At 41.3% G+C, this 14,780-nt stretch carries 15 protein-coding genes; all 15 read right to left on the bottom strand.

Annotation, left to right across the window (positions count from 1 at the left end; all coding sequences use genetic code 11):
- Positions 1-330 precede the first annotated feature (330 nt).
- Positions 331-1,401: an NADH-quinone oxidoreductase subunit NuoH gene (gene nuoH / locus GSQ74_RS10760; RefSeq protein WP_158993053.1), complete on the bottom strand. Its 1,071-nt coding sequence runs from the start codon at positions 1,399-1,401 to the stop codon at positions 331-333.
- Positions 1,402-1,784: 383 nt separating this feature from the next.
- Positions 1,785-2,618 carry a glutamate racemase gene (gene murI / locus GSQ74_RS10765; RefSeq protein ID WP_158993055.1) on the bottom strand — a complete coding sequence of 278 codons (834 nt, stop codon included), beginning with the start codon at positions 2,616-2,618 and terminating at the stop codon, positions 1,785-1,787.
- A gap of 68 nt (positions 2,619-2,686) precedes the next feature.
- Positions 2,687-3,199 (bottom strand): OmpH family outer membrane protein, encoded by a 513-nt coding sequence (locus GSQ74_RS10770; RefSeq protein ID WP_158993057.1) that lies wholly within the window; start codon positions 3,197-3,199, stop codon positions 2,687-2,689.
- Between the two features lie 50 nt (positions 3,200-3,249).
- Positions 3,250-3,780: an OmpH family outer membrane protein gene (locus tag GSQ74_RS10775; protein ID WP_158993059.1), complete on the bottom strand. Its 531-nt coding sequence runs from the start codon at positions 3,778-3,780 to the stop codon at positions 3,250-3,252.
- Between the two features lie 15 nt (positions 3,781-3,795).
- The gene (bamA, locus tag GSQ74_RS10780) at positions 3,796-6,348 is read right to left on the bottom strand and encodes an outer membrane protein assembly factor BamA (RefSeq protein WP_158993061.1); all 2,553 of its coding nucleotides are present in this window, start codon (positions 6,346-6,348) and stop codon (positions 3,796-3,798) included.
- 62 nt (positions 6,349-6,410) lie between these two features.
- Positions 6,411-7,151, bottom strand: a complete 741-nt coding sequence (locus tag GSQ74_RS10785) for an isoprenyl transferase (protein ID WP_158993063.1) — start codon at positions 7,149-7,151, stop codon at positions 6,411-6,413.
- 483 nt (positions 7,152-7,634) lie between these two features.
- On the bottom strand, positions 7,635-8,426 hold the full coding sequence (locus GSQ74_RS10790; RefSeq protein WP_158993065.1) for a DUF6089 family protein: 792 nt from the start codon (positions 8,424-8,426) through the stop codon (positions 7,635-7,637).
- Positions 8,427-8,435: 9 nt separating this feature from the next.
- Positions 8,436-9,314, bottom strand: coding sequence for an NAD kinase (locus GSQ74_RS10795; protein ID WP_158993067.1), 879 nt, complete (start codon positions 9,312-9,314; stop codon positions 8,436-8,438).
- Positions 9,315-9,401: 87 nt separating this feature from the next.
- Complete coding sequence (locus GSQ74_RS10800; protein WP_158993069.1) at positions 9,402-10,064, bottom strand: CBS domain-containing protein; 663 nt, start codon at positions 10,062-10,064, stop codon at positions 9,402-9,404.
- Between the two features lie 2 nt (positions 10,065-10,066).
- Positions 10,067-10,828, bottom strand: coding sequence for an alpha/beta fold hydrolase (locus GSQ74_RS10805; RefSeq protein WP_158993071.1), 762 nt, complete (start codon positions 10,826-10,828; stop codon positions 10,067-10,069).
- Positions 10,829-11,042: 214 nt separating this feature from the next.
- On the bottom strand, positions 11,043-11,492 hold the full coding sequence (locus GSQ74_RS10810) for a GatB/YqeY domain-containing protein (RefSeq protein ID WP_158993073.1): 450 nt from the start codon (positions 11,490-11,492) through the stop codon (positions 11,043-11,045).
- A gap of 146 nt (positions 11,493-11,638) precedes the next feature.
- A complete protein-coding gene (locus GSQ74_RS10815; protein WP_158993075.1) occupies positions 11,639-12,397 on the bottom strand; it encodes an SDR family NAD(P)-dependent oxidoreductase in 759 nt (252 codons plus the stop codon).
- Between the two features lie 45 nt (positions 12,398-12,442).
- The gene (locus GSQ74_RS10820; RefSeq protein ID WP_158993077.1) at positions 12,443-13,183 is read right to left on the bottom strand and encodes an outer membrane beta-barrel protein; all 741 of its coding nucleotides are present in this window, start codon (positions 13,181-13,183) and stop codon (positions 12,443-12,445) included.
- Complete coding sequence (ubiE, locus tag GSQ74_RS10825; protein WP_158993079.1) at positions 13,180-13,911, bottom strand: bifunctional demethylmenaquinone methyltransferase/2-methoxy-6-polyprenyl-1,4-benzoquinol methylase UbiE; 732 nt, start codon at positions 13,909-13,911, stop codon at positions 13,180-13,182. The genes GSQ74_RS10820 and ubiE overlap by 4 nt, the downstream gene beginning before the upstream one ends.
- 247 nt (positions 13,912-14,158) lie before the next feature.
- A complete protein-coding gene (locus GSQ74_RS10830) occupies positions 14,159-14,647 on the bottom strand; it encodes a VOC family protein (RefSeq protein ID WP_158993081.1) in 489 nt (162 codons plus the stop codon).
- Positions 14,648-14,780: the final 133 nt, after the last annotated feature.

The following is a 14,780-nucleotide window of genomic DNA, read 5'->3' on the forward strand; positions in this document are numbered from 1 at the left end:
GATTGATTGCTTTGGATATTGTATGGTATTGGTGCCTTCGAGCTGTTTAAAGTAATTATTATCGCTGGCGGGGATTACCTTTCTTTTGGCATTTGAGGCAAAAAGGTGCCTGATGGTAAGGCTGAGGCCTTTCCATGCAGTTGTAAATCCGTTGACCGTTGATTTTAGTGATTTAATGATTGCGTTGATTTATATTGTTAATTACTTTTTGTCTGAACCTTGATTTGTGGGATTCAGGGATTTTCTTGATTTTACTTTTCTATCTTTTAACACACCCCTCCCCCCTCTCTACAGGGGAACCGCACGGGGCTTTTTGTTTTTGTGCTTTATCTACATTAAAAATATTCGCCATATGCCTGATATTAGCATGCAGGCAAATGCGAGTGGTGTTAGTACTTTCCAACACAGGTTCATTAGCTGATCTACGCGGAGGCGGGGTAATGTCCACCGGATCCACATTTGGATACCTACCAGGGTTAAACTTTTTATTAGTATCCAGATGATACCCCAGCCGTTGCCGGTTGTCCAGTCGGCTAAGTGTACCGCGCCGATGTTTGGCAGCGGGGTGTTCCATGCGCCTAAGAACAGCACCACGCTAATCATCGACACTAAAAACATCATCGAGTATTCTGAAAAAAACACAAATGCAAAACGCATCCCGGTATATTCAGTATGGAAACCGGCTACCAGTTCTGATTCTGCTTCGGGTATATCAAATGGTGCGCGGTTACTTTCGGCTAATGAGGCGATAAAGTAAATTACAAACGCGATAAGCAAATGCGGCGCCCTGAAAATATTCCAGGCGAATATGCCGCCTACTTTTGATACATCCCAAAAACCAAAAAACTTTACACCTTCGGTTGATAGTATGCCTTGTTGCGTTGCGATGGTTTGCATATTTAATGATTGCGCTATCATCACTACGGATATGATGGCGAAACCTGCCGGAATTTCGTAAGAGATGATCTGCGCTACGGAACGCATCGACCCTAAAATAGAGTATTTATTATTTGATCCCCAACCTGCCATTAGGATGCCTAATGTTTCGATGGATATGATGGCGAAAACGTAATACAAGCCTAAATTTAAACTGGTTGGTACTAACCCAGGTCCCCAAGGCATAGCGGCAAAGCCCATGTATACGGCTATGAAAATGATAGCCGGAGCCATGATGAATAACAGCTTATCAGCAGCGGCGGGAACAATTAATTCTTTTTGGATGAGCTTTAGGCCATCGGCCAGGGTTTGCAGCATACCGAATTTACCGGTTTCAGTTGGGCCCAAACGGTCTTGAATAAATGCGGATACTTTACGTTCGGCATATACGCCAACAAGGGCAAATACGGCTGAAAATGCGAACAGCCCGATACCAATTGCGAAATATGTAAGGTAAAAACTCAATGTATTTTTATGGTAGCTGCAAACTTAATAAATTATGTTGAAGAGGCCTTTAAATCTCTGTTGAAAGGGTAGACTTTTTTACTCACCCGACGTTGCTGCGCTCGTCGACCTCTCTCCGCCTGCGGCGCAAAGAGGTAAAGAACAATTCAAATTTCGGGAATTATTGTGGAATTGGTGGTGACAGTATTTTGTCAGTGGTAACGTCGCATACTTTTCTAATTGTCATTGCGAGGAACGAAGCAATCGCAAACTTTGCAAGGCCGCTTTTCTACGTGCGATTGCTTCGTTCCTCGCAATGACAAGTTAAATAAATTACTTGCATGGTGGTGATTGATGTACAGATTCTTCGCTATGCTCAGAATGACAAACAAAGGGGGGTATAATTAGCCTTTTGTTACTATCGATTGTGATTTTACCGGTGCACCGAAGAAGCTGGTGGCGTGCAGGTCAAAGTCGGCGGTATCATCTGTTGTGGTGAAGAACTGTTGGGTACCGTTTTGGGTGATAGACTGTTCCATTTCGGGATGGCGCTGCAGGTAGTCGATTAAGCTTTTGGCTACGATGTCCCCTTGTGCAACGGTTTGGATATGTTTGGGTAGATAGGCCTGAATTTTATCCTGCATTAGCGGGTAGTGGGTACAGGCCAGTAGAATGGTATCAATATGGGGCGATTGCGCTAATATCTGATCCAGGTATTCTTTTACAAAGTAATCGGCGCCGGGTTTATCGTGTTCTCCGTTTTCAATAAGCGGTACCCATAGCGGACAGGCTTGCTGGTAAACTTTTAGTTCGGGAGAAAACTTTTCGATCTCGAGCAGGTATGAGCCTGATTGCACGGTACCTTTTGTGCCGAGAACACCTATCTCATTTGTTTTGGTATAATTGCCTATTACTTCGGCGGTGGGGCGGATTACACCTAATACACGTTTTGAAGAATCTTCGGTTTTAAGGTCCTGTTGCTGGATGGTGCGTAATGCTTTGGCGGATGCGGTGTTGCAAGCCAGTATAACCAATGGACATCCCATTTTAAAAAGTTGCTGCACGCACTCCCAGGTATATTGGTGGATAGCACTGAATGAACGGTTACCGTATGGTGCGCGGGCGGTATCACCTAAATACACATAATCATACTGAGGTAACTGATCAGCAATGGAACGAAATACGGTTAAGCCACCGTAGCCGGAATCAAAAATACCTATGGGTTTATTATTTAGCACTGATACAAAAATAAAAAAAGCGTTCCGGATTATCGGAACGCTTTAAATAAAATGATTTTATGATGTGATTATTGTAAGCCTAATTTAGCTTTTACAGGAGCCATCAAATCATCACCTGAAGGTGATACGATCAATTCGATTTGTGATGAATCTAACACATAACCGTAACCTTTTGCAGCTGCTACAGCTTGTATAGCGGTACGAACTTTATCGGTAAGTGGTTTTAACAACTCGTTGCTTTTAGCTTCGATTTGTTTTTGCGCGTTATCACGGAAGCTGGTGATACGTGTTTGCATATCTTGTAATTCAGACTCAGTTGCAGTGCGTGATGCATCAGTCATAGTGCTTCTTTTAGATTCGTAATCCTGACCTTTGGTCTGTAGTTCAGTACTCATTGTAGCCAACTGATCAGAGAAAGTTTTTTGGTATGCCTGCATTTGTGTTTGCAAAGTTTTCATCTCAGGAAGCTGCTCCATTAACTGATTAGTATTGATGTAACCGATTTTAGATTGTGCTTTGGCAAAGTTGCCCGCTACTACCATGCATACTGCAATTAAAGCAACTTTTAATAAGTTTTTCATTGTTTTTGTTCTGTGTTTAATTAATTAGTGCGATTATATATATAAATAATTTATTTAGCAAGAGCTCCGGGCTTTAAACCCAATTTTGTTATTACTTCGGCACTTTTATCATACCGGGGGTTAGCATACAGCATAATAACTTCGCTGTTTTTATCAAATATCATATCCAAATCGTCGCCTTCGGCAACTTCCTGAACTGCTTTTGCTATACGATCCTGTATTGGTTTTATCAGTGCATTACTGCGTTGTACCAGATCGCCATCCGGGCCGAATTTTTGGCGTTGAAAGTCTTTAGCGGCTTTTTCCTTATCATCAATCTCCTGTTCACGCTTCTTTTTCATATCAGGTGTCATCAAAACCTGATCGGCCTGGTAGGCTTTATACAATCGGTCAACTTCCTGAAACTTGTTATCAACATCGCGTTGCCATTGATCCGATAATGCATTTAACTGTTTTTGTACGGAGATATAATCCGGCATGTGCTTTAAAATGTAATCAGAATCAACAAAAGCAAGGCGTTGTGCAAATGCTCCTGTGCATGCTGTTAACGTAAAAAACAATACAAAAATTATTCTCTTCATAAATTTTATCCAGATTTAGTTAAACCCGCCGTTTAAGCTCTGTGAAATTGAGAAGCTAAACTGGCCCTTGTTTGCATCAGGTATACCCGGTATCTTATCAAAACCGTAACCATAATCAAGCCCAAGTAAACCAAATATAGGTAAAAATACTCTTGCACCAACACCAACTGAACGCCTAATGTTAAATGGATCATAAGAGCTAAAGCTATCCCACACGTTACCACCTTCGGCAAATGCCAGCATGAATATAGTTGCTGATTCGCTTGCGATGATCGGGTGGCGTAATTCCAATGTGTATTTGGTATATATCGGGCTACCTACGTTGTTATCAACTGTGTAGTTATCACCCACCGGTATGATAGAGAAGTTTTGGTAACCACGTAAGCCGATGATATCACTACCTTGTAAGAACTGATAACTCTGCATACCATCACCACCTAATTTAAACCTTTCGAAAGGTGACTGGCCTACCTGTTGGTTGTACTCGCCAAGGAAGCCGAAACGAACCTGTGACATCAATACAAACTTGCCTACAATTTTAGTGAACCACTGCGCATCAAATTTCATTTTGTAGTATTCAACAAAATGGTAACGCTCTTCAGGAGTTGCTATCGCATAGTTTATACCATTAAATAATGAATATGGTGGAGTTCCTTGCGCGGTAAATTTAATATTTGAACCAGTTGTTGGGAAGATAGGCGCATCAGTAGAGTTACGGCTTAATTCCTGTGTTAACTTGATGTTATATGATGTACCATTCTGGAACAGGTAACCGGTATAGTTATCCAGGTTATAGTGGTCAACGTTTAACGAGTAGTTTAACTGGAAGTAGTTATCAGGCCAGTTCAATTTTTTACCCAAAGTAATACCTACACCGTTAATACGTAACTTATTATAGTTAGGATCGGTTACGGCAACTTCACCCTCGGTTGAACTTAATTGTGTATAAGCTGATACCGCGAAGTAAATAGGTTTTTTACCACCCAACCACGGCTCAGAGAATGTTAGCGAGTAATTTTGATATGTTTTACCGCTTGACTGCCCCCTGATGCTCAATTTCTCACCATCACCTTTTGGCAGTGGTTTATAATCCTTAAGGTGGAATATATTTTTGATAGAGAAGTTATTGAATGTTAAGCCTAATGTACCTACCAATTGGCCACCACCAAAACCACCTGAAAGTTCGATCTGGTCAGAAGGTTTTTCAACTACGTTGAAGATGATATCCACGGTACCATCCTGCGGATTGATGTTGGTTGGCTTCGGCTCAGTTTTTTGCTCATCGAAGTTACCTAATTGTGAAATTTCACGTGTACTGCGGATCAGCAGGTCCTTGTTAAATTTCTGACCAGGTTTGGTACGGATCTCACGCATAACCACTTTATCGTTGGTTACATCGTTACCTTTTAATATAACCCGGTTAATAGTGTATTGCGGGCCTTCAAATATTCTCAAATCCAAATCAACAGTATCGTTGTAGATTCTTGTTTGAACCGGATCGGGACTAAAGGTTAAGTAACCATCATTTAAATACAATGATGAAACGTCATCGCTATTAGGTGTTGGACCTGAAAGGCGCTTGTTTAATGCATCCTCGCTAAATACATCACCTTTTTTAATGCGTAATATTTTGCTTAACAGATCGCTTGGATATTTAGCATTGCCTGACCATTTGATATTACCGAAGTAATATTTAGGGCCTTCGTTCACTTTAATATGAATATCGACTGTTTGAAAATCATGTTTAATAACAGTATCACTCAGGATGGCAGCATCACGGTAACCTTTATCCTGCATTTGCTCAACCAAATTGTCCTTGTCATCCTGATATTGATCTGATTTGAATTTTTTAGAACCAAAAAGGTTATACCATCTTCTTTGGCGTGTTTTACTAAGGTAGCTACGTAACTTTTTATCAGATATTGCTTTATTACCTTCAAAGGTGACGCTGTTGATCATCACTTTAGTTTTCTTATCAATAACCACATCCAGTATGATACTGTTAGCATCACCTGGATCAACACGTTGTGTTATGGCTACGGTGGTATTTAAAAAGCCTTTTTCGTTAAAATGCTTTTTAATGATAGCTATACTGGTATTCAGTAAATTCTGGTTAACAATTTTACCTGTTTTATCACTTAATTTTTTCTGTACGTCTTCAATTTCACCTTTACGGATACCTGTGATATGGAATTTTGATAAACGCGGCAACTCGTGCACGGCTATTTCCAGAAAAACGGTATCGCCGGTCATCTTGGTGATGTTTAACTGCACATCATCAAAAAGGCCCTGGTTGTACAAGTTTTTTATAACGCTTGCATTGGCTTCGCCGGGAAGGTTGATACGATCGCCTTTGGTTAGTTTTGATATGGTTATCAATACATCCTTATCGAGGTTTTTTGTACCGGTAACAGTAATGCCACCAATAATGTAATCCTTGGGGTTAAGGTAACTTAAACTATCAGCCGGTATTGACGATTTGAACAACGACTGCCTGGCTTGGGGAACCTGCGCCATGGCAGCAGTACTCACTACAGAGAAAAGAATAGCAAAAAGGTATTTATTCATTCGAATATTTAAGAGGCTAAAAATAATTTATACAGTTGTTAAAAAGTGTTAAAAGCAAAAATTTAATTAACCTGCTCACTGATCAGGCCAAAACGGCGTTCCCGTTTCTGATAATCAAGTATGGCTTCGAACAAATCCTCCTTGCGGAAGTCGGGCCATAATTTTGTTGTAAAATACAATTCGGCATAAGCTATTTGCCAAAGCAAGTAGTTACTTATGCGGTTTTCGCCACTGGTACGTATCAGTAACTCAGGGTCGGGCATACCATTTGTATATAAGTTATTGTCAAATACATCTTCGTCAATATCATCAATACTTAATGTGCCTGCCTGTACTTTAGTTGCAATTTGTTTTACGGCATTAATAATTTCGCGCCTTGAGCTGTAGCTTAACGCTAACGTAAGCACAAGGCCCGTATTACCGGCTGTTTTATCAATAGCGTTTTTTAGTTCCCTAAAACACCTTTCGGGCAGCATGGTTAAATCGCCAATGGCATTAAGGCGTACATTTTTTTTCATAAAGTTATCAATCTCTTTATGAATTGTACTTACCATTAGCTCCATAATAGCCATAACTTCCAGTTTAGGACGGTTCCAGTTTTCGGATGAAAAGGTATACAATGTAAGGTATTTTAAACCTACATCGCAGCTCCCTTCTACCACATCCCTTACCGATAATACGCCGTTATGGTGGCCGAATATTCTTAATTTGCCCTTTTCTTTAGCCCAACGGCCATTACCATCCATTATAATGGCGATGTGCTGCGGCAACCTTGACAAATCAATCTGATCCTTATATCCCATTTTATGTCAATTATTAAAAGCCGCAGATTGGGTTACAAAAACATGCTTTTAGTAAAAACTTGCTCAAAAGTATGATAATTAATAAATGCCGTTAGTTAATATATGTTAAAAATGATTGGCCCGGGCACATTTTTTTAATGACCATTGCCCATTTTTTCAGGGTACAAAGGTAAAACTTAATTGCGCTTTTTTTAGTATGAGGGGGAAAAGATTTTGTTACAGACGATATTGAGTGATTGAGTGAGTGGTGATTGTATGAATTTTGAAAAATTCACACAACGGTTTTAAAATAATAAAACCATCGTCGTTGCGAGGACCGAAGCAATTTTCACATAGGCAGGTCGGACTTGCAGATTTTCTCTGTATAGCTTAGAGATTGCTTCGTTCCTCGCAACGACGGTAAGTTTTAGAGATTGCTCTGTATATCGGGGATTGCCACGTCGTTACACTCCCCGCAATGACGATAGTTTATGAATGCGTCACTTATTGCTCGAAATAACACTTTTCGGTAACGAAAGTATAGGATATGGTGAATTGGGCAAACATATAGGTATCGCGAGAGCGAAAGTCGCCACGCTGGGTGCCGGGTGTGCCTATGTAAGAGCCCGTTTTTTCGCCCGATGGATCGGATAATATGCGCGCGATATCACTATGCAATTGGCTTGGATAGGGATAAGTACCGCTTACATCATCCAGGTAATCGGTATATGCCCTGCGGTAGCCAATATCAGCAATGAAGTTCCAACTACCTGTTATATTGTATTTTATACCCACACCATAGGGAATAGATATAGCATTATTGGGATAAGGTTTTGTTTCACCTTCGGTTTCCAGAGGGCGTAAATCATATTTTGTACCCCTGTAAATAGCTGTCGGATTGTAGTTCACAGTGGCCACGCCCAAATAAAGAAATGGCGTATACCTGTTATGGCTTACACCGGGGATATAATTCATGAAGTTAAATTCGCCAATAAGGCTAATTTCGTTCAAATGATCGGTAAAACTGAGGTTGCGCTGGCGGGTTAGCGGATCGCTTGATGTACTATCGGCCGCGCTGATGGAACCATAGGTATAAGTTAACCGTGCAGACAGATAGGGGTTAAAATTGCGTTTTACAAAGATACTCCCTGCCCCACCGCTAAATTTTAAGGGGTTAGTTTGGTTTAGATCGCCCATATAGGCAGCAGCACCACCACCCAGGCCTACTTCCCAGGTTTGGGCCTGTAAATTAAACGAGATAAAGGTTAAAAGTATAGCTGTGACAAATTTGAGCATTAAGCAAATTTAATAATTGCGAGCATCAAGTCCCCACAATAATTTGTTTCTTAACGTAGATAAGTAGCTTTCATTATTCAGCCTAACCAAATTTAACACAAATCCAGCCTTGTGAACTTTAAAACGAACCACTTTATCTACCGTTACGGTGCGTGAATCGCAGGTAACCAGGTAATTGCTGCTGCGCGATTCAACCTCGAACGATAGCATACAACTATCGGGCAATACAATTGGCCTTACATTAAGGTTGTGTGGCGATACCGGCGTTAATACGATGCTATTTGATTGCGGAAAGATGATTGGACCACCACAGCTAAGCGAATAGGCTGTAGAGCCTGTTGCTGTTGATATAATGATACCATCGCCCCAATAGGCATTTAAAAATTCGCCATCGAGGTATACACGGGTGATGATCATGGCTGCATCATCGCGTTTGTGGATGGTAATATCGTTCAGGGCGAAGTTATCATCGCCAAAAATCTCCTGATCGGAATCAATGCTGATGAGTTCGCGACTATCCAGGGTAAATTCGTTATTTACTACCGCGTGGATGGCGGCGGCAATGTCGCTTTTATTGATACTTGCCAAAAAGCCAAGCCTGCCAAAGTTGATGCCGATAACGGGTACACCGGTATCACGGATCACGTTCACCATATCCAGCAGGGTACCATCCCCGCCAAGGGTTAAAAAAATATCGATGAAGCCTTTTATGGTATCGCCGTTTTTGAGTACATGGTAAGGCGGCGTATTTATTTTGTCGGTAATATAATCGTTAAGCTGGTGATGTACATAGATCTCGACCTTGTGCTGGGCCAGGTTATCAAAAACCTCCTGCACTAAAGGTAAAGCCTCGTTACTAAATTGCCTGCCGTATATTGCTATATTCATTCGTTGGTCATTGAGTCATTAGTAATTTGGTCATTTAGTATTTTCAGATGCCTTGTATACTAATGATTATTAAAACTAATGAACAAGCTATAAGTTTAAGTAATTCATCAAAGAATCGTAACGATCCCTTGAGTTATCGTTATCGCCGGTATGGTTAAAGGTGGCTTTAATATCATACTCGTAGCGTAAAAAGGTTGCTATTATGGTTGAGATATCTTGTTTATTAACTTTCAGGGTAACTTCCATCAGGGTTGAATCGGGATGCTGATAAACGTATGAACTCAGGATCTGGGCATTGTCTGATTCTACGATCTGGGCCATGTGGGCCAGCGAGTTATTTTTGTTATTGATCTCCAATACAATGATGCCGCCCGGCTGCGATACTGATGTAAGGCGGGCGAAGTACTCGTTCATAGTATTGATGGATATTACGCCTAAGTAATTCTTTTTAATATCGAGCACCGGCACAATGGTGAGCTGCTGCTCGTGAAACAGGCGGATAACATCATAAATATGTTGATCTTCTAACACGTAAGGGTTTACCAGCGATAATGCCAGCGCGCCAACCTCTGTTTGGTAGTCGGATACTTCGATCAGGTCATCCTCACTTATCAAGCCTAAAAACTGCTCCTGGTTTACAATTGGCAAATGCCTTATACGAAACTCCACCATACGGTCAAACACCTTCTGCACGGTGTCAGAGGTGTGTATAGGAGGAAGCGCATCGGCAATTAACTCAACTGCAAGCATAATTATATTCCTGTTCTTTCTAAAAAGCCTTTTAAAGCTTTGTTAAACTCTTCGGGTTGCTCCATCATTGGGGCGTGCCCGCATTTATCAATCCAAATCAATTCGGATTTTGGCAGATATTCATGAAACTCATTGGCCACCTCGGGTGGTGTTACCTTATCGTTCCTTCCCCATATTAAACCAACGGGGATATGAATTTTGTGCAAATCCTTTTGCATGTTGTGGCGTATAGCCGAACGTGCCATTGCTAATATCCTAACTACGGAATGGCGGTCGTTAACGATTCGGAAAACATCATCAACCAGTTCCTTTGTAGCCGTTTTAGGATCGTAGAATGTGAACTCTACTTTCTCCTTTATAAAATCATAACTCTCGCGGCGCGGAAATGTTCCGCCGAAAGCATTTTCATATAAACCTGAACTGCCGGTTAACACCAATGCTTTTGCAAAAGTAGGGTGTGCCAACACATATATTAACCCGGCGTGCCCGCCCAGCGAGTTACCAATTATGGTAAAATCTTTTAATTTTTTATATTTTACAAACTTATGTATGTACTTAGAGATGGTTTTTACCCCGGTGGTTAACAAAGGCAAGTCATATATAGGCAGCATAGGAATGATTACGCGGTATTGAGATTTAAACTCATGCACCACCTCTTCCCAATTGCTTAATGCACCCATTAAGCCATGCAACAATAGTAATACCTCTCCTTCACCCTCATCAATAAAACTAAATCCGTTTTGCTCTTTAAGTACCAAACTCATATAAATGTATACGTTAAAATAAACTAAGCATCGGCTAAAAAAATAAAATTAAGTAGCAGCCTATTTATTATGCTATAAAAATAGCTTATTGAAGTTGAGTTGCAAGGATTTTTATCAATAAATAAAAACCCCTCTAAGCCCCCTCTAAATCTCCCCCGGTAGGGGAGACTTCATTTTTTTTAAGCCCTTCCTTCCGGGGAGGGTTGGGTGGGGCTTACCCCAACAATTGCTTCACAAGCTCTGATATGGTACGGCCATCGGCTTTGCCTGCCAGCTCCTTATTGGCAGCGCCCATTACTTTGCCCATATCTTTTACTGATGTTGCGCCTACGCGCGCTATCAGGTCTTTTAAATAAGTTTCCACTTCTTCGTGGCTCATTTGTTTGGGCAGGTAAGCCTCGATTACCTCCAGCTCTTCTATCTCAACCTGGTAAAGATCGGCGCGGTTTTGCGTTTTATAGATCTCGGCTGATTCCCTGCGTTGTTTTACCAGCTTTTGCAAAACTTTGGTTTCGGCTTCGGGAGTAACTTCTTCGGCAGCGCCTTTTTCGGTACGGGCCAGCAGCAATGCCGATTTGATAGCACGCAAACCGCGTAAACGGTCGGCTTGTTTGGCTAACATGGCTTGCTTAATATCCTGGTCTATTTGTGTAGTTAATGACATTTGATTTTAGATTTTAGATTTACGATTTCGGATTTATGATTTGCATAGCTGCCTATTCGCACATCTGTACATTTATTTTTAGTAATTTTTGATTGAGTGACTTTTTCATTTGCACATCTGCATATTCGCATATCTGCACATTTATTTTACTTTCTAAAAATTGTACTGCCATTGGCCTGCGCGGTTGGCATAACAATTAGCTCGTTGATGTTTACATGTGCCGGGCGCGATACCGCGAACCAGATGGTTTCGGCAACATCATCGGCAGATAAGGCATCAAAGCCTTCATAAACTTTTTTGGCGCGTTTTTCATCGCCTTTAAAGCGCACTATCGAAAATTCGGTTTCTACAGCGCCGGGATGTATCACGGTAACTTTAATGCCATGTGGCAATAAATCAATACGCATGGCTTTGTTCAGCGCGTCAACCGCATGTTTTGAGGCACAGTAAACGTTTCCGTTGGCATAAACATCTACACCGGCGATCGATCCTAAATTAACAATATGGCCATGACCGTTGGTGATCATCCAGTTGGATACAATTTTGGTTACGTATAGCAAGCCTTTTACGTTGGTATCAATCATGCGGTCCCAATCATCCATATCGCCTTTGTCGATCGGATCAAGACCCTGACTAAGCCCGGCGTTGTTCACCAGCACGTTAACCTTTTTCCATTTGGCAGGTAAGCCTTCCAGGTTTTCAACTACTTCATCCCGGTTACGCACATCGAATGATGAGACGGCAACTTCTACGTTATATTTTTTGTTAAGATGCGCTGCAAGTTTATCAAGCCTGTCGATACGACGGCCCGTTAATATCAGATTATATCCTTCGCGGGCGAACAGCTCGGCTGTTGCTTCGCCTATCCCGGCGGTCGCGCCGGTTATTAATGCAATTTTAGCCATAGGTAATACTAACTACTGGGCACGAAATTAGTTTTTTTTAACTAACTATTCGAAATAAAGGTTGATCATCAGCGAATGAAGGAATAATTTACTGATGGGTGACGAATAGGGCTGCGCTTCGGGAAGCAGCACATTGCCAAAGGAGTTTGATATTTTTATTTCGGGCGATAGCTTGAAATATTCAAAGTAAATATCGCAACCTACACCTGCTTCGTATGACTCATAACTACCTACGTTTTTCACCGTTCGATCAACCAAAGCAGCGGTGTTATCGCTATTGGCTTTGGCGCCTATTGAATAGGAATATTTTAAACCTGCCACAAAATACCCCCGAAAATCGCCATGCCTGTCGGATTTTATTTTGATGGCTAATGGAAAATCGACCGTGGTGGTTTGTACCGTTTTGGTAACATTATCCGATGGGGTAACATAAGTATAGTCCAGGTTACGATCAGCGAAAATAAGCGAAGGCGTTAAACGAACCTCAAAATGTTCGGTAAAATCGTAACGGGTAAGAAAACCAACCGCGAAACCCGGTGTATTTGGCGAACTGATGCTTGTACCCGCGCTTGTTACCGGCTGATTACCATTTTGAGGATCGAGAAACGGGGTTTGCCAGTTAGGCTTTTTTAAGATTTTGTAATAATTATCGACGTATGAAAAAGAGAAACCAAAGCTAAGGTCGCGTTGATCGGCACCCCCACCCCAGGCGGGTGGGTTATCCTGTGCAAGTAATATATTACTGCAAAACAATAAGGCAACAATAGCTAAGTAGCATTTAATCATTTAACGCCGGTATAAATTGAACAGATACCAAACGTTAGTGGTCTGTATTTGGTATTTTTAAAGCCTGCTTTCTGCATTAAACCTACAAATTTTTCGCCATCAGGAAAAGCGGCAACCGACTCCGGCAAATAGCTATACGCCCTTGCATCCTTTGAAAACAGCTTACCAATACCAGGCGTTACATAACTGAAGTAGAAATTATATAACTGCTTTATAGGGAATGCTTTGGGTTTTGAGAATTCTAAAATAACGGCTTTGCCGCCTGATTTTAATACGCGGTGAATATCGGCCAACCCAACTTCCAAATTCTCAAAATTACGTACGCCGTAGGCAACGGTTACCGCATCAAACTCATTGGCTTCGAAAGGTAGTTTTTCGGAATCGCCTAATTTGATTTCGAATTTATCGCCTAAACCGCGTTTGGTAATTTTTTGCTGCGCGATGTCAAGCATGCCTTGTGAAATATCAACACCAACAATTTTTTCAGGGTTCAGTATTTTTAAGGCTTCGAACGCGAAATCGCCAGTGCCGGTGGCAACATCCAGTATTTGCTGTGGATTATCTTTTTTTAATTCGTTAATGGCTTTTTTACGCCAGATAATATCAATGCCCAGTGATAAAAAATGGTTCAGGAAATCGTAAGTTTTGGATATGTTGTTGAACATATCAGCCACCTGGGCTTTTTTAGCAACTTGTTGATCCTGGTAGGGTGTTATTATTTCGCTCATTTGGGGCAAAGATAGGTAATTATTGTCTGAACCATGATTAAACGGATTAAAGGATTATCATGATTTTTTATCGCTTGGTGGGTAAACTATACGAGCTGCATTAGCGCAAATACTAGGCGCACAGTTAACTCACCCCGAATGCGCTGCGCTGTTCGACCCTCTCTCCGGCAAGCCGGAAAGAGGGTGAAAATTATTCCCCTTAACTTAATGACATTGATCTAAAGCGATAAAGAGGGGTAATTTTGAGTTATTTAGCCAAAGCAAGTAACCCTTTTGCATCTAACGCGCGGGTATACATAGTTAATTTACCATCAGCGTCTAATGGCCAATCTTCTTTTGGGCGATCCCAGTATAGCTCTACGCCGTTTTTGTCTGGATCATCTAAATAGATGGCTTCGGATACGCCGTGATCTGATGCGCCGGTGATTTGGTACTTGGCATCAATTAATCGCTGTAATATTACGGCAAGATCTTTTCTTTCGGGGTAAAGAATGGCGGTATGATATAGGCCGGGGGCATACTCGGGTGCGGGTGACGCGCCTTTGCTGTGCCAGGTGTTTAAGCCGATATGGTGGTGATACCCGCCTGCTGATATAAAGGCAGCCTGATCACCATAGGTGGTCATGATTTCGAAACCTAATAGTCCGCAGTAAAAATCCAATGATTTTTGGATGTCGCTTACTTTTAGGTGTACATGGCCTATGCGGGTTTGTGCTGGTATGGTGTAATTGTCCATTGTTTTATATTTTGAGGGCTATAGCCTTTCTATCAATTATATTTCGCTTTCTTAAAATGATTAGCGATGAATTTAGCAATTAAATTTCGCCATAATAAATTCATATACAAATATACATGTTTAAACATGTATA

This window comes from Mucilaginibacter sp. L196, from assembly GCF_009765905.1.
Taxonomy (GTDB): Bacteria; Bacteroidota; Bacteroidia; order Sphingobacteriales; family Sphingobacteriaceae; genus Mucilaginibacter.